At 63.5% G+C, this 23,252-nt stretch carries 22 protein-coding genes; 3 read left to right on the top strand and 19 right to left on the bottom strand.

The features are described 5' to 3' along the window. Positions 1-105 precede the first annotated feature (105 nt). Positions 106-438, bottom strand: a complete 333-nt coding sequence (locus L981_RS14145) for a multidrug efflux SMR transporter (RefSeq protein ID WP_043616967.1) — start codon at positions 436-438, stop codon at positions 106-108. 42 nt (positions 439-480) lie between these two features. Continuing rightward, positions 481-1,404, bottom strand: a complete 924-nt coding sequence (locus L981_RS14140) for a DMT family transporter (RefSeq protein WP_043616964.1) — start codon at positions 1,402-1,404, stop codon at positions 481-483. Positions 1,405-1,799: 395 nt separating this feature from the next. Between L981_RS14140 and L981_RS14135 the strand changes: the two genes are divergently transcribed. Beyond that, a complete protein-coding gene (locus L981_RS14135) occupies positions 1,800-2,720 on the top strand; it encodes a LysR family transcriptional regulator (protein ID WP_043616961.1) in 921 nt (306 codons plus the stop codon). A 419-nt stretch (positions 2,721-3,139) separates the two neighbouring features. On the opposite strand, the gene L981_RS14130 is transcribed toward L981_RS14135, so the two are convergent. From L981_RS14130 to nirK, 7 genes are all read right to left on the bottom strand, one after another. Next, complete coding sequence (locus L981_RS14130) at positions 3,140-4,732, bottom strand: TolC family protein (RefSeq protein ID WP_082006018.1); 1,593 nt, start codon at positions 4,730-4,732, stop codon at positions 3,140-3,142. Next, entirely contained in the window at positions 4,729-6,789 is a 2,061-nt protein-coding gene (locus tag L981_RS14125) for an FUSC family protein (protein ID WP_052201793.1), read from the bottom strand. The genes L981_RS14130 and L981_RS14125 overlap by 4 nt, the downstream gene beginning before the upstream one ends. Beyond that, positions 6,767-7,831: a multidrug transporter subunit MdtN gene (gene mdtN / locus L981_RS14120; protein ID WP_043616956.1), complete on the bottom strand. Its 1,065-nt coding sequence runs from the start codon at positions 7,829-7,831 to the stop codon at positions 6,767-6,769. The genes L981_RS14125 and mdtN overlap by 23 nt, the downstream gene beginning before the upstream one ends. Further along, positions 7,828-8,061 carry a YtcA family lipoprotein gene (locus L981_RS14115; protein WP_245281628.1) on the bottom strand — a complete coding sequence of 78 codons (234 nt, stop codon included), beginning with the start codon at positions 8,059-8,061 and terminating at the stop codon, positions 7,828-7,830. The genes mdtN and L981_RS14115 overlap by 4 nt, the downstream gene beginning before the upstream one ends. 273 nt (positions 8,062-8,334) lie before the next feature. Then, complete coding sequence (locus L981_RS14110) at positions 8,335-8,982, bottom strand: Crp/Fnr family transcriptional regulator (RefSeq protein WP_082006020.1); 648 nt, start codon at positions 8,980-8,982, stop codon at positions 8,335-8,337. Between the two features lie 175 nt (positions 8,983-9,157). Further along, the gene (locus L981_RS14105) at positions 9,158-10,075 is read right to left on the bottom strand and encodes an SUMF1/EgtB/PvdO family nonheme iron enzyme (RefSeq protein ID WP_052201791.1); all 918 of its coding nucleotides are present in this window, start codon (positions 10,073-10,075) and stop codon (positions 9,158-9,160) included. 102 nt (positions 10,076-10,177) lie between these two features. After that, positions 10,178-11,314: a copper-containing nitrite reductase gene (gene nirK, locus L981_RS14100; protein ID WP_043616950.1), complete on the bottom strand. Its 1,137-nt coding sequence runs from the start codon at positions 11,312-11,314 to the stop codon at positions 10,178-10,180. Positions 11,315-11,653: 339 nt separating this feature from the next. On the opposite strand from nirK, the gene L981_RS14095 reads away from it, so the two are divergent. Continuing rightward, complete coding sequence (locus L981_RS14095; RefSeq protein ID WP_043616947.1) at positions 11,654-12,877, top strand: NnrS family protein; 1,224 nt, start codon at positions 11,654-11,656, stop codon at positions 12,875-12,877. A 69-nt stretch (positions 12,878-12,946) separates the two neighbouring features. On the opposite strand, the gene L981_RS14090 is transcribed toward L981_RS14095, so the two are convergent. The 4 genes from L981_RS14090 to L981_RS14075 all read right to left on the bottom strand — a co-directional run bounded on the left by L981_RS14090 (position 12,947) and on the right by L981_RS14075 (position 15,564). Beyond that, positions 12,947-13,273 carry a metal-sulfur cluster assembly factor gene (locus L981_RS14090; protein WP_043616944.1) on the bottom strand — a complete coding sequence of 109 codons (327 nt, stop codon included), beginning with the start codon at positions 13,271-13,273 and terminating at the stop codon, positions 12,947-12,949. Continuing rightward, positions 13,260-13,790 carry a DUF2249 domain-containing protein gene (locus L981_RS14085; RefSeq protein ID WP_043616941.1) on the bottom strand — a complete coding sequence of 177 codons (531 nt, stop codon included), beginning with the start codon at positions 13,788-13,790 and terminating at the stop codon, positions 13,260-13,262. Before L981_RS14085 ends, L981_RS14090 begins: the two co-directional genes overlap by 14 nt. Continuing rightward, the gene (locus L981_RS14080) at positions 13,771-15,150 is read right to left on the bottom strand and encodes a hypothetical protein (RefSeq protein WP_052201790.1); all 1,380 of its coding nucleotides are present in this window, start codon (positions 15,148-15,150) and stop codon (positions 13,771-13,773) included. The genes L981_RS14085 and L981_RS14080 overlap by 20 nt, the downstream gene beginning before the upstream one ends. 135 nt (positions 15,151-15,285) lie before the next feature. Then, positions 15,286-15,564 (bottom strand): DUF2249 domain-containing protein, encoded by a 279-nt coding sequence (locus L981_RS14075; RefSeq protein WP_156134081.1) that lies wholly within the window; start codon positions 15,562-15,564, stop codon positions 15,286-15,288. A gap of 224 nt (positions 15,565-15,788) precedes the next feature. On the opposite strand from L981_RS14075, the gene hemN reads away from it, so the two are divergent. After that, a complete protein-coding gene (gene hemN / locus L981_RS14070) occupies positions 15,789-17,141 on the top strand; it encodes an oxygen-independent coproporphyrinogen III oxidase (protein ID WP_043616934.1) in 1,353 nt (450 codons plus the stop codon). Between the two features lie 472 nt (positions 17,142-17,613). Here hemN and L981_RS14065 read toward each other — a convergent pair whose 3' ends face one another. The 6 genes from L981_RS14065 to L981_RS14040 form a co-directional block, all read right to left on the bottom strand. Further along, positions 17,614-19,515 (bottom strand): nitric oxide reductase activation protein NorD, encoded by a 1,902-nt coding sequence (locus L981_RS14065; RefSeq protein WP_043616930.1) that lies wholly within the window; start codon positions 19,513-19,515, stop codon positions 17,614-17,616. Between the two features lie 8 nt (positions 19,516-19,523). Then, positions 19,524-20,336, bottom strand: a complete 813-nt coding sequence (locus tag L981_RS14060; RefSeq protein ID WP_043616927.1) for a CbbQ/NirQ/NorQ/GpvN family protein — start codon at positions 20,334-20,336, stop codon at positions 19,524-19,526. 66 nt (positions 20,337-20,402) lie between these two features. Continuing rightward, positions 20,403-21,749 (bottom strand): nitric-oxide reductase large subunit, encoded by a 1,347-nt coding sequence (locus L981_RS14055; RefSeq protein ID WP_043616924.1) that lies wholly within the window; start codon positions 21,747-21,749, stop codon positions 20,403-20,405. A 24-nt stretch (positions 21,750-21,773) separates the two neighbouring features. Further along, positions 21,774-22,226: a cytochrome c gene (locus L981_RS14050; RefSeq protein WP_034790599.1), complete on the bottom strand. Its 453-nt coding sequence runs from the start codon at positions 22,224-22,226 to the stop codon at positions 21,774-21,776. Between the two features lie 169 nt (positions 22,227-22,395). After that, entirely contained in the window at positions 22,396-22,674 is a 279-nt protein-coding gene (locus L981_RS14045) for a cytochrome C oxidase subunit IV family protein (RefSeq protein WP_043616919.1), read from the bottom strand. Positions 22,675-22,679: 5 nt separating this feature from the next. Beyond that, the gene (locus L981_RS14040) at positions 22,680-23,237 is read right to left on the bottom strand and encodes a cytochrome c oxidase subunit 3 (protein ID WP_156134080.1); all 558 of its coding nucleotides are present in this window, start codon (positions 23,235-23,237) and stop codon (positions 22,680-22,682) included. Positions 23,238-23,252 lie beyond the last annotated feature (15 nt).

Here is a 23,252-nt window from a genome sequence, read left to right as displayed (position 1 = left end):
CCGCCACACACGGCGGCGGCCGGATGATTGTGACAACAGCACGCTCGAGAAAAATGGCTCAATCTATTGTAGAGACTGTGTTTTAAGGTCGCCCTGCCCTGGAATTCATGCTGGCATGATCTTCAGCGCGATGACGCCGCCGGCGATCACCAGCATTGCGGTTGCCCGCGAGAGAGTGATGGCTTCGCCGAAGAGCAGCACGCCGCAGAGAACGGATCCGACGGCGCCGATGCCGGTCCAGACCGCGTAAGCTGTACCTAGCGGCAAGGTCTTGAGCGCCTGGGTAAGCAGGGAGAGAAAGACAACCAACGCGACGATCGAGACCAGCGTCCAGGACAGGCGGCTGTAGCCGTTCGAGAACTTGGTGCTGACAGCCCAGGCGACGTCTGCAACCCCGGAGAGAACAAGATAGATCCAGGCAAGCGATGTGGATGACATGGCAATTCTCCGGCGTTCGGCAGATCGCGATCGGTTGCGGCTTCAGACGAGTTTGATGATGGCGACACCGGCCAACAGCAGCACCACGCCGCCCAGGCGCAGCCCCGACACGGACCGCTGCGGCAGGCGGAACCAGCCGTAGCGATCGACGAAGACGCTTGCGACCTGCTGGCCGGCCACGGTGAGGCCGACAGCGGCGGCTGCGCCGATCGCCGGGATCGCGGTAAAGACAGTAGTGACATAGGTCGCTCCGGCGAGACCCCCGAGCCATCCCCACCAGGGCATTGTCTGCACGCCGGCGATGTCAGGGCGGGATGTCTTTTGCCCAGCGAGCACCAGAAGCATCACCGCCGCCATGGCGAGCGTGGCGACGAGAAACGAGATCGCGCCTACTGCGAACGGCGCACCGCCGAGATCATGGCGCAGGAGCGCATTGACGGCACCCTGGGCCGGGAGCACGGCGCCTGCCATCAACGCAAGGGCGATCCAGCCGACCCGATCAGCTCTAAGATTGTCCTTCCCGCCTTGCCCGAACACCACCATGGCAACCCCGAGGAGCACGACGAGCGTGCCGACGGCGGCCCCGAGCCGCAGTCCCGCCTGCGGCACGCCCAGCAAGCCGAAACTATCGAGCGTGAGAGAAGCAAGCATCTGTCCGGCGATGAACAACCCGACGGAAGCGACGGCGCCAAGGCGGGGGAAGAGAACGATGGTCGAAACGACGTAGACGGCCGAGGCGGTGCCGCCGATGAGGTGCCACCACTTGACCGCGGGAATTGCGCCAAGGGCAGCGATTGTCCCCGTCAGGAGGGTGACGAGAAACAACAGGCCGGTGCCAATCGCGAGCTGAAGCGTGGTCGCCGCAAAAGGCGATCCGACGGCTTTGGAAAGTTGGGCGTTAGCGCCCGCCTGAACGGCGAGCAGGCCACCCGCAAACAAAGCCAAGGGAACGAACAGGGTCTCCATCACGGGACCTCCTGGATGAAAATGACGTTGAAAATGGAGGAAGGGTTGATCAGGTGGACGCGCTCTAGTGCGGCGATGCCTGAGGACGGTGCGGGGCGGCCGAGTGAGCACTCGTCCTAAGCACCCGATCGCCGAAGAATGGGATCATCTCGTGTCGCTCCACCGACCGGCCCATCCGATCGTGAGACCAACATTATCCGGTGCTCCGTTGCAGAACGATCTGTCGTTTTGCCTAGTGCCTCTGCGTATTTGCACAGCCGCATTCAATGACGGCTCCAGACCGAATGGGTCGTCTAGACCGTGGAACTCGATTGCGAAAAGCGATTGACAATACGCGGTGGTGGCAGTGCAAATTCGCCCATCCGACGAACAACCTGTTTTAGGTTTGCGCAATCATGCACAGCCATCACCGTATCGACTGGGAAGACCTCCGCTTTGTTCTGGCGGTTGCCGAGGCGAATTCCCTTGCTGCCGCCGCCAGGGCGCTCGGTGTCAATCACACGACCGTACTCCGGCGTGTCGGGTCGTTCGAGCAGAAGCTCGGGGTCCGGCTGTTTGACCGGCTCCCATCCGGCTATACGCTCACTGCCGGCGGCGAGGAGCTCCTGGCGGTGGCCCGGCAGATGGCTGACACGGTCACGGAGCTCGAGCGCCGCTTGACGGGGCAGGATTTGCGGCTCGAGGGTAGCCTGAGGATCACCACCACCGATACGCTCATGGCGTCGATCCTGCCCTCGATCCTGGCCGATTTCCGTCAATGTCATCCCGGCGTCCTGCTCGAGGTCAGCACCTCGAATGCGCTTGCAAACCTCTCGCATCGCGACGCGGACGTCGCCATACGCCCCGCGGTCGATTCACCGGATGCTCTGGTCGGCCGGCGGATCGCCAAGGTCGCTTTCGCCGTCTATGCGGCGCCGTCCTATCTTGACCTTCGGGGACTGGCCGCTGCCGATACGATCGATATCGCACGGGAACACTGGATCGGGCTCGGCGACGCGCTTGCGTCCACGAGCGTGGCACGATGGATGCGCGCGACGCTCGCGGGACCCGCGGTCTTGCGTTGCGATTCGCTGGTCACGGCGCGCGAAGCGGCAATGGCCGGCATCGGTCTTGCGGCCCTGCCCTGCTATCTCGGCGATACGACGCCCGGTCTCATCCGCATCGGCGCACCGGTCGCCGATATGACGAGAGAGCTTTGGCTTCTCACACACGAGGATCTGCGGCGCACGGCCCGTGTCAGCGCCTTCACCGAATTTGTCGGCCAGGCGCTCGCAAAACACCGCCGGCTTCTCGAAGGCAACAAGCCCTCCACTTAGGAGTTCCCTCGGGAACGGCCAACGTGGACGGAGCGCTTAAGATCGCTGCAAAATCCAGTTGGTCAGGGACACGTCAGATGCCTAGCTCAGTTTGCGAAACCTATCCCGGAATATGCGAAAAAAGCCGCCTGAAATATCCGAGGCCGCGCCGTCTCCTGCGTGCCGCAAATGAGAACCTCCGGGGTGCGCCACGCCCAATACTATCCACGCCGGTCGTCATTCCGTTGACCCTTGAAAGCGAGCGTGTCTCGGCAATCCGGATCGGATCGACCGTCTCTATGCTGGGATTGCTCATTCTTGCCGCTCATATCGGAACGACGGCCGTGGCGGGCATCCTTGCTGGCGCGTTCGATGGACTGTTGATCGAGGCGTCGTCGATCCTGTGGTGAGCGAAGTGGATCACACGTCACGTCGGGTCGTCAGAAGCGATTGACCACATTGCGGTTGGTCAGCGTTCCCGTCGCAAAAGCAAGGCTGGCCGCGGCGACGAGCGTGTCGCTGTAGGCGGTCGCCTTTGCGACTTTCGCCTGCAGCAGCGCCGTCTGCGCGATGCTGACATCGGTGATCGTGCCCAGGCCCTGCTTGTAGTAGTCGACCGCAGCATCGTAGGTCGTCTGAGCGGCGGTCGTCAGCTCGCTTGCTGCCGCATAGCCGGCCAAGCTGGTGCGTAACAGATCATAGGCGACGACGACTTCGCGCGCCGCGGTGTTTTGCAGCTGCGCCATCTCCTGCTCGGCAGCGCCGACCTGTGCCATCGCCGACTGCAGCCGTGCATCGCGCAACCCTCCATCGTAAATCGGGAAACTCAGGCCGATCATCAGGTTGGCGTTTGGCTGGTTGACCCGGATCGTCGAGCGCTGGTCGAAACGGGTGTCCTCGACGCTGAGCGAGCCGATGTTGCGGTTCACGTTGCCCACCAGCGCAACCTTCGGCATGAACTCCGCGCGGGCGGCCGCAATACCGTTCTTGTCGGCCTGCAGGCGAGCAAAAGCCGCCTGCACATCCGGGCGACGCTGGAGCGATGTCGCAATCAGCCGGTTGAGGTCTTCGGGTACGGCCTTCGGCAGAGCGCGATTGCTGCCGTCGGCGATGCGGATCTCAAGGGTTGGCGAGACCCCGACCGCTTCGAGAAGCGTCATGTAGGCATTGCGCTCGTGCCCTTGCGATTGGGTCAGGTTGAAGCGCGCCTGTGCCACCTGCTGGTTTGCCTGAGCGACTTCGATCGATGTGGCGATGCCGCGGCCCATGCGCGCCTTGGCGGCCGCCTGAACAAGCTCGGCATTCTGCACCGTCTGGCGAGCGATCTTCAGTTGAACGCGCGCCGCCGTCAGGACGAAATAGGCGTTGGAGACATCGAAGATCAACTTCTGGTGGGTGCCGTTGAAGGTGACGTTTGCGGCAAACGCCAACTGCGTCGCCGCCGCTTTCCCCGCATCCCGCCCGCCGAAATCGAGGAGCAGCCACTTGACGGTCAGGGATGGAATGAACTGCGCGCCGGTTGTCGTCAGCGTGCCGGGCGCGATCGGTATGGGACCGCCGATGCCGGGGGCGGTCGCCGACGTCTGCTCAAGGCCAGCCAGAACATCGGCCGTCAGGAGAGGCAGGTACACCGCGTCGGTCATGCCGACGGCGATCGCCGCCTGCCGGGCGCGCTGCCAGGCGGCACGCGTGATCGGATTGGTTCGCTGGGCGATATCGACCAGTTCCGGCAAGCTGTAGTCGTGTTTCGGATCGATCGTCGGCGTCGCGATCGTAATCGGGATCTCAGGGTTCGGCGCGAGAGAAAAATCCGGCGCGCCAGCGCTCGCCTTCGCGGCTTCCTTGTTGCTCGTTCCCGAAACGGCCGGCCGGTCGGCGCTCGGTGGCGCCAGATCATCGAGTGCCGCGGACGTGCAGGCTGCCGGGATCGACAATGCGCCAAGGAGAACGGCGCCTCGGGCGGCACGGCGCAAGCTTCGGCAAAGGGCGATCGCCCCTCCCGAAACCCACCTCGCCCCCGCAGAAACCATCATTCCAAGGTATCCCCCGCTGCCAGCCGCCGAACCACAGTCTCGATCTTCTCGTAGAGTTCAAGCCTCCAGGCGAGCTCGTCGCGAATTCGCCGGGGAAAACCTCGCGCATCGTCGCTTGCCTGCCGGGCGCGGGCGAGACGGGCTTTCAGCCGCCGAAGCGCCAGGGACAGATCAGAATTTGGCTTCGTCGGGGGCCAAACCTCCAATCGCTCGGCCTGATCGTTCAGCCATTGCGCCACCGTGCGTTCATAGCCAACGACGGCGCGTTTGAGCGGCGCAGACGCGCCACGCAACGGGCCGAAGGCGCGGTCGTGTTCGCGCAGTTCGACGATGGGTGCGGCCAGTTCCTGCAGGCCGAGGGCAATACACTCCGTCGTCCAGGCGTCAATGTCTCCGCGTCGCACGTTTGCGGGCTCGAACCGCAGCAGTTCGCTCCGACGCAGGGCCCCGGCGAGACCGCTGATCAGCTCGGCATAGTCGCCGGTGCGGCCGCCGCGGCGCGCCAAGAGGTCGGCAAGCATGGCGCCGCTTGCCGCAAGGCCCTTGCGTATTCCCTGCCCGATGCTGACCGGCCAGATCGTCGAGAAGACGACCGAAACGACGATGTTGCCGAAGATGATGCCGATGATGCGATCGCGCGCCTCGTTGAGATCCAGGCTCGGGCCGAAACCGTGCAGCACGACGAGGAAGAAGCAGAGCGCCATCTGCCAGCCGATGTAGGAAATGCGCTCCGAACCGACGGAAATCCATGCCGCAATGAGGCTGACCGTACCGACGAGGAAAGCGAGCTGACCGATATCCGTCATGTGCGGCACGAGCCAGATCGTCGAGCCAATCGCCACGGCGCCGCCAAGCAGGCAGCCCGTCAGCCGCAGTGCCAGCTTGTGCATGGTCTCGCCCGTCGTCCCAAGCGCCACCATGAAGCAGGTGATCAGCGCGGTGTGGATCGCAAACCAATCGAGGGCCGTATAGGTGATGTAGGTGATCATCACCGCAAGCAGCGCCTTCAGCGCGAACTGCGTGTAGAGCGGATTGCTGAAAGCATCCGGCAGGAAGAAACCTTCCTCAACAGCGCCTGACGCGAGCGCGGGCTGGTCAACCCCCGCCAAAATGTCGACGATCCTTTCAACCTGGCGCACCGGGAGGGGATCGGCGGCTTTGAAGGCACGAAAATCAGGCGAGCCGAGCAAGCCCTGTTCGGGCGGCTTATGTCTACGGATCGCTTCGGCAATGCGGCGAAGAACCTCCTCCGCCGCAGCATTTTCCCGCGGCCTTCGCTCATCGAGCGATAGGGCGAGTGCCAGTGTCAGCAGATCATAGGACGCGTCCGTCGCCGCCTTCATGCGCGCCACGTCGCGCTTGCCCATCAGCGCCAGCAACTTTGCGAACCCGGCATATTTCTTGAGCTCGCCATTGCCTTTGGCCAGCAATGCCGCAGCCACAGGTTTCGCCGCGTCGTCTCCGCCGGCCAGAAGCCGGCCTGCCACTTCCAACCGTTCGGCGATCGCGGAGCGAAGCTTTCGCGCCGGGCTATGGCCGGCGATGACATGGATCGCGACCAGGTAGACGACCGGGAAGAACACCACCACCCACATCCAGGCGAGCCCTCGGATCAGCAGTTCCGGGATCGGCACGATGTCGTAGAGCGTCATGACGAAGGCAAAGACCATGGCGACCGTGCCGATCGGCGGCCCGGCGCGGCTTGCCTGCGTCAGGTACATGCCACCGAACGTAAAGAAGGCGACCAGCGCCAGGCGCAAGGCCGGCTCGTCCGCCACGACCATGAGGCAGACGATGGCCAGCAAGATCCCGATCGTCGCGCCGACCAGCAAGCCGATGGCGATGAGGATGCCGGAGCCGGCATCGGCTCTGAAAGCGAAAAAGACGAGATAACAGGAGATCGCCGCTTCGGGGACCTGCAGCGCCATCGCCGTCACCGCAACCAGCGTGGTAACCAGCGCCATGCGCAGGGAAAGGTCCAGCCGGCCCGGATAGGGCTGCAACTCGTCCCAGAGGATCGACGTGTAGCGGACGCTACTTCGCGGCTGGAACAGCATCGGCGTCGTTGCGCGCGGGCCCGATGACGACGACGGCGGAGGCGCCGACGCGCATCAGGTCCTCCGGCGGGTTTTCAAGCCGCACATGTACGGGAAAGCGCTTGGCGACCCGCACCCAGTTCAGCGAGTTGGAAACGATCGGTATGCCGAGGATCGTGGCGGAGTCTTCCGAGCGCACGCCCCAGCCGACACCTTCGACGGTGCCGGAAATACGACGCTCCGGATCCGCCATGACGAAGACATCGGCGCGGCTGCCGATGGCGATCGCCTTGAGCTCCGTTTCGCGGAAGAAGGCGACGGTCTCCCATTCGGCCGTGTCGATCAGGGTAAACAGCGTTTCGGCAGGAACCACGACCTTGCCGACCGTCGTGCGCAAGCCGACGATCTTGCCGTCGAACGGCGCCCGCACGATTGTGTTGTCCAGGTCCCGCTCGGCAAGCGCGACCGTCGCCCGCGCGACATCCGCCTGGGCCTTGCGGGTATCGAGGGTGCCGATGACCCGGTTTGCGCCGTGGGCCGACTGCAACGCCTGAGCAAGGCTGACCTCGGCATCCTTGACGGCGGTACGCGCCTCGTCGACCTGCTGCGCCGTCACGAACCGCTTCGGCAAGAGCGGCTCCAGCCGCTGCTGTGTCTGGCGCGCGAGCATGACATTGTTCTTTGCGCGGGCGATCTGCCGGTCCGCAACGTCGGCATTGGCACGCTCGAGATCGAGATTGCGCTCTCCCTGCGCCACTTCCGACTGCGTCGCCTTCAGTTCGGCCTGCGCCTGCTCAAGGCGAAGGCGATAGGGTTCCGGATCGAGGCGGAAAAGCACGTCGCCCTTCTTCACGCTCGCATTGTTGCGCACTTCGACGGCGATGACCCGGCCCGGCACGCTCGCGGCGATCGCGACCGTCGGCGCATCGATTTCAGCGACGTCCGTGCGCGGGCTGCGATCGACCTGCCAGAAAGCGAAATAGACCGCGAAGGCCGCGCTGGCGATGATGAGAGGGCCAAGCACGCGCGCGACCGCGCGCCGGAAGAGGTCGCCGGCGCTCAATGCGGTGCTCCGCCAAAGGCCAGGTACCAGTAGACGATGCTGGTGGTGAGCGCGAGCGAGAGGTAGACCAAAAGCGGCGCCGGGAGGTGTTCGTCGATGCCCGCGTGCACGAGGATCAGCCGTGCGACGACCGTCGTGACGATACCGAGCCCGGCACAGAGCAGCCAGGCTGGAAAATACGAGCCGAACACCACGATCGAAGGCGCAAGCGGATCCCGGGCACACCCCACGACCGTCAGCATCCCCACCGACAAAAGTGCGCACCCGATCGTCCGCCGCCGGCGGCCGGCACGCATGCTAAATCGAACCACACCATCCCCCATGTCATGGCCATTGTCATGCAATTGCCGATACTGGTGAATTACGCGAGCCGATTCAACCATTCATGGACCTGCATCACCAGGGTTCGGGAGACGACCGGTCGTTGAAGGGCTGATGATCAGTGGTTCCTGCGACGGACGGCCCCAATTCCTTGTAGAGGCAATCAAGGGCACAGGCGTTTTTTAGCTGTCGGCCCGCTCGGCCAGGCGCCGCAGCCCAGGGATGTCCTTCAGCGTCAGCTTCTGCCGTCCGCCGACGACGAGGCCCCGCCCCTCCCAAGCGCTGAGGATGCGCGAGACCGTGTGCAGCGTCGTTCCGGTCATCTCGGCGATATCCTGACGCGAGATCGGAAAATCGATGCGGATGCCGCCGCTTTCCGGTTTTCCGGCCTGTTCGGCCAGCCGAAGCACCGTGTGTGCGACGCGGCGCTCGACTTCTTCGGTCGACATTTCGCGGATACGGGTATGGGCCTCGTCGAGGCGCTGGCCGATCGTATGGAGGGCATTGACCGCAAGATGCGGATTTTTCTCGACGAAGATGTTCCAGAGTTCCGTCGGCCAGGCGAGGACCAGGCTTTCGGTCGCCGCCGTCGCCGTGCCCGGATAGTCGCTGCGCTGCAGTGCCCGGGCGAAACCGAAGAGATCGCCGGGATTGACGACCCGCACGATGATCTGTTGCCCGTCCTTGGTGACCTGGGTCACCTTCAGCCGACCATTCAGCAACAGGAAGAAGAAATCGGCCGTCGCACCTTGTTCGAACACGGCCTCGTTCTGCGGCACGCGCCGCACCGTGGCGCGCGTCAGCAGCGTGTCCAGTTCCGGGTCGCTCATCTTCTGAAACAGAGGGAGCGATTTGACGAGTGTGCGATCGAGTGCAGCCACGTTGGCCCTACATCCTGCCGATTAGAAATTGCCTCTGCTCTAGCATAGCGCCGGGTCCTGCAAAAGGACCCGGCATTTATGCACTAGAGAGGGTTTTCCCAGCAATTTCATCGGCCGTCCCATCTCAGCCCGCACCCTGAAACCGGCGTTCGAAGGCATAGAGATAGCCCGAATACCAGCGGCCGTCGCGCACGAGCCGGAAGCCGAGATTGTCAGGCGGGACGCCGACCGCACAGCCTCCGCTCTTCGGATCCCGGATGAAGAAGCTCATCGACGCCCGATGCTTGCCGTTGACGACGAAGATGCCGCAGGCGGGCGCCTCCTTTAGCACCTCGCCGTCGTCGCCGATCGTGACGCGGCGGTGGCAGGTCTCAGTCCATTCCCAGACGTTGCCGTCGAGATCGGCAACGCCGTACTCGTTCTCGCCGAAGGCGCCCGAGGGCTGCGGCATCGGGTTCTTCGCCCGCTGCCGACTGGATTCGCGCTCGTAGTCCGCAAGCCAGCGCAGCGCCGGATTGTCCTTGGTACCATCGATCCCCAGCGCATCGTCGGGGAATTTGGACCCGGCGGCGAAGGCCCATTGCTGGTCGGTCGGAAGGCGCCAGACCGCGCCGGTCTTCTTGGTCAGCCATGCCGCGTAGTCGGTCGCGTCTGTGTAGTTCACTCCAGTCATCGGCACACCCGACAGCCCGGCGCCATGGCCGCCTTCCGGCTGCTGGCAGCCGCCATCGGCGACGCAGCGCTCGTAGTCGTCGCGCGTCACCTGATACTTCATGATCTCGAGCGGCTGCTTGAGGGCGGCAACCACGATCGGCGCATCGACGGCAAATCCGTTCTTCAGGAAGTGGCCCTCGGCGCGATAGCTCATCTGACGCGGCGCAATCGTGACGGTCACCGGCGGCCGGATCGACAGATCGATGCCGTCCTTGAGATCGTCGAACAGCCCTACCTTCGCCGAAAGCACGCCGCCGATTGCCGCCAAAAGGACGGCCGGGGCTGCGAGCGAGAGGAGCGAAACCGCAGTTTTCTTGGTGCTGGGCATGGGAGGTCTCCGGGGGAAGTAGCACGCGCCTGTTGGCGCGTACCTTTGTTCGCACGTGGGGTCGCTGTCGGCGCGGCCCCACGATCATCCGCTGTCACCCGGCTACATCGACGCCGGCTTGACGACCGATGTCATCAGGTCGTCGTTCCATTCGCCGGTGACCTTGAAGTGGCCAGCGGCACCCAGCTCGAACGCCTCGATCAGGTTGTGGTTGACGTAGGCGTACACACCCGGTTGGCGGAAAGTGTAGAAGGCAGCGCCCGCGGTACCACCCGGTATGAGCCAAGTTTCCTGGTCGAGGTCCGGCGGGTTGCGGAACTTGCCGGTCGCCCAGACATAGTCACCATGTCCGCCGATCAGGTGCGGCCGCGTATCGCGGTTGGCCTGCGAATGGACGACGAGCACGCGCTCGCCCACGGCCGCGGTCAAGGCATGATCGCCGGTCAGCGCGCCGACCGCGCCGTTGAAGACGATGTGGGTCGGGGTGAGCGTGCGCATCGCCTTGACCGCATCCTCATAGGCTTCGCCGGGGGTTTCGTACTTCTTGTAGTTCCCGGCCTCATCCTTCGGCACGTAGAAGTCCTGCTCGCCGACATAGTAGATCTTGTCGTAGGTCAGCGGCTGGCCCTTCTCGTCCTTCAGGCCGTCGCGCGGCAGCACCATGATGGCGCCGTTCATGCCCGAGGTTACGTGCCAGGGCACCATGCCTTCAGGCGCGCAATGGTAGACGAAGACGCCGGGCTTGGTCGCCTTGAAGCGCAGCGTGGTTTCCTCGCCCGGGTTGACCTGGGTCAGCGCCCCGCCACCGAGCGCGCCGGTCGCGGCGTGGAAGTCGATGTTGTGCAGCAGCGTGTTGGTGTCAGGGTTGATCAGCCGCAGTTCGACATAGTCGTTCTCATGCACCACCATCAGCGGACCAGGTACCGAACCGTTGAAGGTCATCGCGTGGATCTCGGTGCCCTCGCGGTCGATCACCAGCTTCTTTTCCTCGATCGTCATGGTGAACTCGACGATGCGCGGTCCGGTCTTGGCGACCTGGTCATGGGCGTGCACGAAAGGCGGCTTGACAAGGTCGACCTTCACGCGAGGCAAAGTCGAGATATCGACGGGGGCAGCACCGGCCGCCGCGGCAGCGCCAGCGGCATGCGCCTGAGCGGTGTGGAGAAGCGGCGCAACCGCGCCCGCCAGGGCAGCGCCGGCAAGCATCGTCCGGCGGGTCATCTGAAGTTGTTCAGTCATCTTGCTCTCCTTCGGCGCGTTCCAGCGGCCGGGATTGGCCTTCTGCGAAACGCGCCTGTATTCAACGCGTTAGGGTGGGCGGCGCCGACTTTGGCGGCCTCACCTCCGGTCTCGACCACCGGTCCCCCAGCAGTCACACAAGAAGTAGAACCACAGACGAATCGCGTCTTTGTCTTGGAACAAATCGTTGCGAGGAGATCGCTTTTCTTTGCGCCTTGCGGCGTCGGTGGTCCGACCGGGCCGCGATACTTGCGTTTTCGCAAAGAGGGCCTTCGAACCCATTGATAGATCAAGCCTCATCCGCAAGTCCCTAAAGGACGCACGACGAGGACCACGACCATGTTGGACAGATTGATAAGACCGAAACCAAGCGGCGGCATTCCGCGCGGGCTCTCGACCACCGGCCCAGTGCTTTTCTCCTATGGCTTCCGGCCGTTCTTCCTCGCAGCGGCCCTGTGGGCGATCGGCGCCATGGCGCTGTGGATCGCCGCACTGATTCTCGGACTAGACCTAGCCGGCGACTACGGTGCCGCCCATTGGCACGCGCACGAGATGCTCTTCGGCTTTTCCTCCGCCGTTCTCGGCGGCTTTCTGTTGACGGCGATCCCGAACTGGACCGGACGGTTGCCGGTTTCCGGCCGACCGCTCGCGGCCCTCTTCGGGCTCTGGGTCATTGGTCGAGTTGCTCTCCTGTCGAGTGGATTCATCGGCCTCCCTGTCGCAGCCGCTGTCGAAGCTCTGTTTCTGCCGGTGCTGTTGCTGATCTGCGCGCGCGAGGTGATCATCGGTCGCAAGTGGAAGGACCTCAAGGTGATCGGCGGGCTCATAATTTTGTCCGCCGCCAATATCTGGTTCCACCTCTCGGTCCTCGGCAATCTCGATGTCGACGCCGCAGCGCGGCTGGCGATCGGGGCCTATACCATGCTGATCATGATCGTCGGCGGACGCATCGTGCCCAGCTTCACCCGCAACTGGCTGAACAAGGTTGGCCGCACCGATTTCCCGGTGCCCTACAACCGGTTCGACACCGCGGCAATCCTGATCGGCGTTGCGGCGCTCGCCGCCTGGACCTTCGCGCCCGTTCATATCATCACGGCGGCAATCGCGCTCATCGCCTCCGCCTTTCATATGGTACGGTTGCTGCGCTGGCATGGATCGCCGACGTGGCCGGAGAAGCTGCTCTTCGTCCTGCACGTGGCGTACGCCTTCGTGCCGCTCGGCTTCTTGGCGATATCGGCCGGCGCGATCGAGCTCGTAACTGATTACCCGGTCATGCATGTGCTGACCGTCGGTGTGATCGCTTTCATGATGCTCGCCGTGATGACACGCGCCACGCGCGGCCATACCGGACGGCCACTGGTGGGATCGGCACTCACCAGTGCCTCCTATGTCGCGATTGCGGGCGCGTCGCTGATCCGGCCGCTGGCCGAGGTGCTGCCGGCTCACTACCACCATCTAATTGCGCTTTCGGGTGTGTTGTGGATCGCCGCCTTCGCACTGTTCACGGTGGAATACGGACCGATGCTGGTGCGCGAACGCCGCGCGCCCCGCGCCTCGTCCTGACCGCACGCCCGAACCCCAATGCAAAAGGCGCCGCATCTGCGGCGCCTTTTCTTTTCTAGAAGGCTGGTCCTAGAAGATGCTGCCGTGGCCAAGTTCCAACGCGCCGTCGGCGATCATGTCAGGCGTCCACGGCGGCTCGTACGTCAGCCGGACCTCGGCATACTCGACGCCCGGCACGTACCAGACGCAGTTCTGCACCGCTTCCTTCAGGAACGCGGTCGCCGGGCAGCCTTTGATCGTCGTCGTCATGGTGACGCGGGCAATGCCGCCCTCCTGCACGTCGATGTCATAGATTAGGCCGAGATCGACGACGTTCTTGCCCATTTCGGGGTCGATGATGATGCGCAAGGCATCGCGGATCTTGGCTTCGAGGTCCAGGTTTTCAGGCGCCGACATGGGAACGCCTCCCGCCGATGCGAATGAGGATCCGATAGGTCTCGCCGGTCGTATCGAAATTGCCGGCCCATTTGTGGCCGCGCTTGGCGAGTTCCGGATAGAGGAACAGCGGCTCGCGCGCAAGCAAGGCGAACAGAACCTCGCCTTCGGCCATCTTCTCGGCCGTCGCCAGGATGCGCACCATCGGTTCAGGCGGATCGAGCTCCGTCAGATCGAGCTGCCGGCTCGGATCGGGCCAGGTGTCGAGTTCCGTTTCACCGGCCGAAAGCCTGATCCCCTCGACCTCCCCTTCCGGCGTAAACAGAACCTCCCAGTCGCCATTGTCGAGCGGGCGGTCCTGATGGGTAAAGCCGCGACCTGCCATGACGCTGAAAAGCGGAACGGGCCGGAAGGTTGCGATCAGCTTCAACGCCTGGCCCGGCGCGAGGCTATCGACTGCGTTCATAATGGCCTGGAACGGATCGCTGCCGCCGCGCAAGTGCGGCCGTACGTCGAGTTCATAGGGATCTTGGCTCATGGGAACCTCCGTGAGGAATGGATGGCAGAAACAGGCCTGGCCGAACTAGTCCGTCAGGCAATCGAAGCTCGGCCGGAACGTTGATCAGTCGCCGTGTTCGCACGAACTCGAGGATGAGCGCATTGACGGCAATCAACTGGCCGAGACTTGCAAAACGAAAGAGAGGCGCGCTGCCGATCAGGAGCGCGAGCGTGCCCACCGCGACCGTCAGATAAAAGAGCCGGAACCAGCGAAGGGCAGACGTTTCGCTGACGAGGTCCTGGACCCTCGGGGTCGGCATGCGCCCAAGCGCCGGCCCGTAACATTCGAGCCAGGTCATGAACGGCACGATCTTGTAGAGCTGGGCGAGCCCCATGCCCGTCAGCCAGCCAAAGGTGGCGAGATAAATAACGGCGCCGATAGCCTCATCAAGGCGGCCAGCCGAGAGCAGCGCGACGAAGAGCATAGCCGCGGCGACCAGTGACACGAAGGCGCCGATGCTGGCGCGGCTGTTGAGTTCGATCGCCTTGCGCCGGCGCTCCCGATAGATACGCTGGATATCGCCGACATAGATCGCGACCACGGCCACGCCGGAACCGACGGCAAGGAGGAGAAGCGGCGAGCGGCCAATACTGCCCACGAGAATGACAGGCACTGCTGCCGCCAGAAGGCCGAGGGAAAGGGTGCCAAGCGCGAAGACCACACGACTGCTTGTGCGCTCCTTGTCCGGCGACAGCATGAACATGGTCAAAAGCCGATAGCTGACACCCATCGTGGTGAAGCTCAACCAGCCGCAAAGGCCGAGCGAAGCATGTAGGGAAAGACCGTCGACCGTGAGGTCGATCGCACCCTCCGCGTCGATCAGGCCCGAGAGCACACCGCCATAGACGCCGCCGAGCAGCATCGTGCCGAAGAGAGCGGCAAGGCCGACCGCGACGAAGCGGGCCGGGAGTGGCAGGGGGCGTGCATGCCAAAGCGTGACCGCGAAGGAAAAGCCGAGCACCGAAAAGCCGACGGTCGAGAAAGCGGCTCCAAGAGGAAGCAGCGTCACGGGAACATCGATCGCACCGGAAAGACCGACGAAGCCGAGGGTCAGGGTGGCGATGCCGACGATAAGAAAGAGCAGCGCCGGCAAAGCGACGCTCGGCAAGGACAGCGGCTGGCCGACGAGAACAGGCACGAATTGCAGCAATGCGCCGGTCATCAGCAAGCTCAGCCAACCCAGAACGACAACATGGACGAGCGCCAGCGTTTCAGGCGCCTCAAGGGCCAAGACCGGATAGCCGAAGCCGAGGACCATCATGATCTCGGCAAGGACGAGGAAGATCAGCGCGGCCGCGAAATAGGACATGGTCCAGCGGGATAGCGTGGCTGCGAACATGGTGGTTCAACCCTCGGATCACGATGGCGCTGGTTGAGCCAAGCAAGCGCGATCGATTCTGGTAAGTGAGAGCGGGATGGGAGCGGAAAATGACACACGCTTTTTCTCACCCCGCTCCTGAAGGACACCAGGGGCTCAGTGCCCGCCGCAGCAGCAGTCACAGCCGGAGGACTGCTGCCGGCCGATTTCCACACGCCAGACGTCAGGTCCCTGCTCGAGATATTCCCAGGTGAATTCGCCCGGATAGCGGGTTTCGAGCTGATAGTGCAGCGGGCGCGGATCGTGGTCGTTGACGATGATGAAGGCGCCGCCCTCGGCAAGCGCGTTCAACATGCCGAAGATTTTCGGATGGCGTTCTACCGGCGGGATCGTCCGCACATCGATAAAGGGCTTGTCGGTCTCTGCAATGGTCATGGTCATCCGCTTCTGAGCGCCGTCGTTTAATGATGATCCGGGAAACGCCGGCGCACACGCCCCGGATTTCCGCAACCTAGCGACAGCGCCGCCGCGACATTTTGTCGAAGCGCAAACAAATCTCGCTTTGGCCGGGACCAGCCCCGTCCTTGACTTTTCGCAAAGAGATGCAGGCCCGCGCGGCCTAGAAAAGCTGCATCCATCGCCATCCAGATGAGGACGAAATGTTAGCTTCCGCGCTCCTGAAATATGGTGAAATGCGCCTGCCGCGCTATACGAGTTACCCGACCGCCCCACGTTTTGCAGCTGATGTCGACGATCACACCTACAGCGACTGGCTGAAGGCGATCCCGGAAGGGCAGGACGTGTCGCTCTACCTGCACATTCCCTTCTGTCGCTCCATGTGCTGGTACTGCGGCTGCCACACGACGATCACCAAGAAGGACGATCCGATCCTCGACTATCTCGATGTGCTCCGGGACGAGATCCGCATGGTCGCCGATACCATTGGCCGGCCGCTTCCAGTATCGGAGGTACACTTTGGCGGCGGCACGCCGACGATCATCGAGCCGCGTGAATTCCTGGCGCTGATGACTTTGATGCGCGAGCGGTTCGCGCTGTCACCATCGGCCAATGTCGCCGTCGAGATCGATCCGCGCCGGCTGACGCTCGCCATGGCCGAGGCGCTCGGCGAAGGCGGCGTCCGGCGTGCGAGCCTCGGCGTGCAGAGCTTCGATCCCGTCGTGCAGAAGGCAATCAACCGCATCCAGAGCGAAAAGCAGACGGCCGAAGCCGTCGACCACCTGCGCGGCGCCGGTGTCAGTGGGATCAATTTCGACCTGATCTACGGCCTGCCGCATCAGACGGTGCGCTCCTGCGTCGAGACGGTCGAAGCGGCCGTTTCGATGCGGCCGGAACGGTTCGCGGTTTTCGGTTACGCCCATGTGCCGAGCTTCAAGAAGCACCAGCGCATGATCGACGAGACGGCGCTCCCCGACAGTGCCGCGCGCGCCGAACAGGCGATGGCGATCAGCGAAGCGCTGGTCAAAGCCGGCTACCGGCAGATCGGCCTCGACCATTTTGCCTTGCCTGACGACGATCTCGTCACCGCCCAGAAGGCTGGGCAACTCCGCCGCAACTTCCAGGGCTATACCACCGACACTTGCGAAACGCTGATCGGTTTCGGCGCCTCGGCAATCGGCCGCTCGCACGACGGTTATGTCCAGAACGAGGTGCCCCCCGGCGTCTATGCAAGCCGCATCGCATCCGGTCGCCTCGCAACCACCAAGGGCTACCGCCTGACCGACGAGGACCGGCTGCGCGCAACGATCATCGAACGGCTGATGTGCGATTTCAGCGCGGATATTTCCGCGATCGCCGCAGCGCATGGCCGGGACTGGCAATCGTTCGTAGCCGGCAACAGCAAGTTGGCCGAACTGCGAAAGGATGGCGTGATCGATATCGCCGATGGCGTCATCAACGTCCGCCCCGAACACCGCTTCGTCATCCGCGCGGTGGCCGCGGCCTTCGATGCCTATATCGACGAGTCCCAGAGGGTGCATAGCAAGGCAGCTTGAGGGCGCTTATCGCCGAGAAGGCTTGGCTATTGCCGAGCTCTCGGCCGCCGAAATCAAGCCGGCAAGACGCCGTCCGTCTCTTCGGTCATGCTCGGGCTCGACCCGAGCATCTCTTTATCGTGATGCGCCTCGAAATACGCTTGGATACGGCGCCCTGGATCCTCGCCTCAAGGGCGAGGATGACTGAGGTTGGGGCAACTCCGCTCATTGAAAACGAGCCTTTTCAAGCTTATCGACGGCGGCCATAGCTGGCGCGCCTCAGCGGTACAATTCGGCCGGACTGCCCATCCAAAACGTCATGCTCGGGCATGACCCGAGCATCCAGACCCAGCCTCCTTCCCGCGCCGCGAGCGGATCGGCAATCCGCCGCGAATTGCCGAGAAACGGCAAACGCGCGGCTGACATACACCCTGAATTCAGGAGGCCCGGCGGTTACCGAGCCTCTTGCTTCTCTTTCGACTGACCGACCGCTTTACCCAACCAGATTGCGATAAATCGCCGGCAGTGCCGCCGGCAGCCGCGAGATGTTGCCGACCACGGCGTAGCCGTTCTGGCCGAACATGGCGGGCACGTAGGACTTCGCCTCCCGGTCAACAGTAACGGCGAAGGTGTTGATGCCGCTGCGCCGTGCCTCCGTGACCGCGCGGCGGCTGTCTTCAAGCGCGAAACGCCCCTCGTAGTGGTCGATATCGTTGGGCTTGCCGTCGGTCAGCACAAGCAAGAGCTTCTTGCGGTTCGGCTGCCGACGAAGCTCGGCCGAGGCATGCCGGATCGCGGCGCCGATGCGAGTGTAATAGCCGGGCTTCAGCGCTGCGATGCGCGCTTCGACCAGCGGCCCCATCGCCTCATTGAAGGCCTTCACGGTTTCGACCCGCACCCAGTCGCGCCGCCTTGAGGTGAAGGTCAGGATCGAGTGGTTGTCGCCGCAGGCCGAGAGCCCGTGCGCAAGGATGAGCAGGGCCTCCTTTTCCACGTCGAGCACCCGCCGGTTATCGGACCAGGAATCGGTCGACAGCGACACGTCGACGAGGATCGTCACTGCCAGATCATGCACCTGCGGTCGGCTCATCAGATGAATACGGTCGCTGCCCTGGCCGCCGGCCGCGAGATCGGTTCGGGCACGCACGACCGCGTCAAGGTCGAGATCGGCGCCGTCGAGTTGCGCACGCAGCATCTCGTGCCGCGGGCGCAGCACTTCGAACTGGCGCCGCACCCGGCGGATAAGGCTCCTGCTTTCCTCCGTCAGTTCGCTCCGCTCCGCCTCAGCGGAAGCCGGCATGGCCAGCACGCGGCAATGGTCCTTGAGGTACTGGCCGGTCCGATAGTTCCATTCGGGATAGGTCAGTTCGGCCGTCAGCGGCGTCGGGTCGACGGCTTCCGGCGGCATGTCGAGATCGAAGCGGAAGCGTGCCGAGGGCCGTCCCTTGCGCTCGCCGAGCGTCATGTCGTCGAGTTCCTCGGCAGCCTTGCCGTCGTGGTCGTCGCTGTCGTCGCCGGGGCGGTCGACGTTGACCATCTCCGCCATGGCCAGGATCTTCTCGAAGCGATTGAGGATGAAGGGGCTGCGTTCGCCCTTGCGGTTCTCCGGGTTCTCCCGCACGGCGACGTGGCGTTCGCTCTCGACACCCGCACTCTGCGTGCCTGCCGTCGCGGCGACATCCTCGTCGCGCACGGTCGTGGTTTCGGTGCGCAGCAGCGTATCCGGCCAGAGCGGCATCGGCAGCATCGGCAGGTAGCCGGGCGGCGCGCGGTGCGGGAAAATGAACGGCAGCGTGGTGTCTGCTTCCCCCGTCGTCTTGCGCAACAGGCGCAGGATACGGTTTTCGAGATGTTGCTCGACCGACGGCAACGCCCCCCTTTGCCGCTCGGCAAGTGTTGCCTCGGCGAGACGCCGATAGCGCCGCCTAAGGCCTGGGAACCGCTGGAAGACTTCTTCGACCGTTTCGAGCGCGCGCGATACCAGCGCAAGATCACGACGGAGCGGATCGATTTCGTTGACCGGGTCGACCGGCATCGTCGCCATATAGGCGACGAGCCAGTGATAGAGATCCCGGTTCAGGTCTTTCGTCGGAAAGATGTCGATCTCGCCCGGCAGCATCAGGGACGCGTGGTCACGCGCCGGCTGGACGAGTTTTTCTTCGCCGAGCCCCATGCGCTGCCGCCACCGTAGGCGATGGGTCGACGTGCGTCCGCGAGCGGGCACGATCTGCACCGCCGCCTCGCCGCCATGTCCGCGAAAGGAGGCGCCGAGCACCGGCAGCATGTCGGCGAGCTTCACCGCCTCTCCCGGATAACGCCGCCAGGTTCTGGTGTTACCGACGAAACGGTGCCAGGCCCGTCCGACGGTTTCTTCGAGCTCGAGGAAATCAAGCATGGTTCACCTCACGCGATCAGCGAACCGGCCACTTCGAGAAGGGCTGCACGCACGTCCGGTTCATCGGTGAGCGGCTCGATCATCGCGGCCCGCACCGCATCCTTGACCGGCATTCCGGCATCGATGAGCGAGGCGCAATAAACGAGCAGCCGGGTCGACACCCCCTCTTCGAGGTCATGCCCCTTCAGGGCGCGCAGGCGGTGCGCAAGGTTGACGAGCGGCGCGACCTGGCTCTCCAGCAGGCCGCTCTCCTGCGAAACGACTGAAATCTCCGCGTTGCGCGGCAGGAAATCGAACTCGATCGCCACGAAACGTTGCCTTGTGCTGGGCTTCAGGCTCTTCAGCAGGTTCTGGTAACCGGGGTTATAGGAAACGATCAGCATGAAGCTCGACGGTGCTTCGAGCAATTCGCCGGTACGCTCGAGCGGCAGCATGCGGCGATCGTCGGTCAGCGGATGCAGGACGACGGCCACGTCCTTGCGAGCCTCCACGATCTCGTCGAGATAGCAGATGCCACCGTTGCGCACGGCCCGTGTGAGGGGGCCGTCGACCCAGACGGTGTCGCCGCCCTTGAGAAGATACCGTCCGGTGAGGTCGGCGGCGGCCAGATCGTCATGGCAGGATACGGTCGAAAGCGGCAGGCCGAGCTTCGCCGCCATGTGGCTGACGAAGCGGGTCTTGCCGCATCCGGTCGGTCCCTTCAAGAGGAGCGGCAACTGCCGCACCCAGGCGGTTTCGAACAGCGCGCATTCATTGCCGGAGGGGCTATAGGCGGGGATATCGAGCGCCGCGCGACTGACGGCAGATTGGACAGGGCTCATGGCAAGTTCTCCATGCTGGGAATTCTTGGGGAGATGCCGGCGCGGCGAACCGCGCCGGCTGATCGGTCATTCGGCGGGCTGGACGACGCCGGCGAGCTTCTCGCTGCGCTCGCGGCCGGGCATCAGAACCGCCCAGATGAACATCAGCGCCGAGATCAGCACGACGGCACCCGAGCCGAGGCGGATCCAGTAGAACAGCGCCAGCTGGTCCTGGACGTCCATGTAGCTTTCGCCGAGCACGCGCTGCAGATGCGCCTGGAGCACACCGGCAAAGGTCAGCGCGAAGGTCATGACCGACATGGCGGTGCACATGATCCAGAAGCTCACCATCGACAGCCACTGGTTATAGGGCGCGCGGCCGCGAATTTCCGGGATGGCATAGGCCATGACCGCGAGGTTCAGCATCACATAGGCGCCGAAGAAGGCGAGGTGTCCGTGGGCCGCGGTTACCTGGGTGCCGTGGGTGTAGTAGTTCACCGAGGACAGCGTGTGCAGGAAGCCCCAGACGCCGGCGCCGAAGAAGGCCATGACCGAGCAGCCGATCGACCAGAGGAGGGCTGCGCGGTTCGGATGCTTGCGGCCGGCCTTCCAGGTCATCACGAAGGTGAAGACCACCATGGTGAAGAAGGGGGCCACTTCCAGTGTCGAGAACAGCGAACCGATCCACTGCCAGTAACCCGGCGCGCCGATCCAGTAGTAGTGGTGGCCTGTGCCGAGGATACCGGAGAAGAGCGCCAGGCCGACGATGACATAGAGCCACTTTTCAACGACTTCGCGGTCGATACCGTTGAGCTTGATCATCAGGAAGGCGAGCACCGATGCCATGATCAGTTCCCAGACGCCTTCGACCCAGAGATGGACAACGTACCACCAGTACATCTTGTCGAGCGCCAGGTTGATCGGATTGTAGAAGGCGAAGAGGAAGAAGATCGCCACGCCCCAGAGCCCGAAGATCAGGATGTTGGTGACGGTCGTCTTGCGGCCTTTCAGCACCGTCAGCGTGATATTGTAGAGGAACATCAGCGCGACGATGACGATGCCGACCTTGATCGCGAAGGGCTGCTCGAGGAACTCACGCCCCTCGTGGATGTGCATGAGGTAGCCGACGACGGCGATGGCCGCGGCGATCAGGAAGATCCAGAACTGCGCGATGGCGATCTTCGTGCTGTAGAGCTCAGTTTCCGCCTCTTCCGGCAGCAGATAGTAGGTCGCGCCCATGAAGCCCATGAGCAGCCAGACGATCAGCGCGTTGGTGTGGACCATGCGCACGATGTTGAAGGGCAGCAGCTCGGAGAGCGTGTTGGGCAGGACGTAAATGGTGCCGGCAAGCACGCCGAACAGCACCTGGGCAAGGAACAGGCCGAGCGCTCCGTAGAAGTAGAGCATCGCGACCTTTTGGGTTTGGTATTTCATGGTGTCACACTCCAATCGGTTCGCTTAGCCTGCCTCGTTCGGCGGCCAGTTCTGGGTCTTGATGCGGCTCGTCCATTCGAGGAAGTCGGCGAGGTCGTTGAGTTCCTGTTCGGTCAGGTTGAACTGCGGCATCTGCCGCCGCCCCTCGATGCCGGTCGGCTGGGCAGCCATCCAGGCCTTAAGCGTATCTCGCGCGCCATCCGGATCGGCCTCGCCGCCGAAGCGCTTCCAGACATTGCCGAGCTCGGGCGCGAAATAGGCGCCCTCGCCGAGAAGCGTGTGGCAGTTGATACAGGAGTTCTTTTCCCAGACGTGTTTGCCGCGCGCGACCGCATCGGTCAGCGTCGTTTCATCCGTCGAGGTCGTGCGCATGTAGTAGTGGCTGTGGGCGGTCAGCCCGACAAAGATTGCGAAGAAAAAGAAGGACCCGCCGTAAAAGACGTTACGGGCCCCGGTTTTGGTGAGGCGTTCTGCCATCACGTGGTCCTTTCGATTTCAGATGGCCGCTGAGAGCGCGGCCGGCTGATCTGATCCCCTCCCCGTGCGGCGATGCATTTCCTGCGCTGGCAACAATCGGGGCGAACCCATGTCTAGGGAAATCGGCGGCGGCTTCTTTGCGTTTCGGCAAACAAGTCCGCGGGTCGTCTCAGCTGAAGAGAGCAGTGCTCAGGACCAGCTTCGCTACGGCGACAAGGACGAGCGCTGCGGGCCAGATCAAAAGGCCGAGACGAAGGGCCGACGGCGCCTGCCGGAGCCCCATGAAATCGAGCGCGACGAACCGGCTTTTGACGATCGCGAGCCCGAGCAGCACGGCGGTGACGAGAGCGGCCGGCCCGGCGATCGCCATCAGCGCCATGCCCGAAATCACGGCTCCGGCAAGCAGCAGCCAGGTGTTGAACAATTGTCTGGGATTATGACTGGTCATGGCGCTCACACGAAATAGACGAGCGGGAACATCACGATCCATACCAGATCGATCACGTGCCAGAGCGTGGTTATCAACTCGACATTGCCGGGTTTCGGTCGCCAGGCAACGATGATGAGCACGAACGCACCGAAGACGACGTGCAGCAGATGGAAGCCAGTGACGAGAAAATAGAGTTCGAAGAAGGAGCCGAACCGAGGATCGCCGGCAACGACAGCCTCGGCGCTATATTCGAAGAGCTTGATCGCCACGAAGGCGAAGCCGAAAAGCGCCGCATTCACCAGCGCTCGCCTGCGCTGCTTAAGCGGTGCCCCCGGCCTCGTCGCCAAGGCCGCCTGCCAGCCGCTTGTCAAAAGAACAAGCGTGTTGATACCGGCAAGCAGCGGATCGAGATGCGAGCGGGCGGCGGCAAACGCGTCCGGCTGAAGAAGGCCCACAATCAGGAAACCGACAAGCAGAATGCCGAAGGCGGCAAGTTCACTCCAGACGAGCACCCAGAGCAGCAAGGCGTCCGTCGTGTCCTCTTCCGCCGTTGCGGCAATCGGATGACTGCGGGCATCCATGTCAGCGCCTCCGTT

This window comes from Ensifer sp. ZNC0028 (assembly GCF_000799055.1).
Classification (GTDB): domain Bacteria; phylum Pseudomonadota; class Alphaproteobacteria; order Rhizobiales; family Rhizobiaceae; genus Ensifer.
The sequence above is the reverse complement of the archived record's forward strand: the minus strand, read 5'-3'. Positions and strand labels throughout refer to the sequence as shown.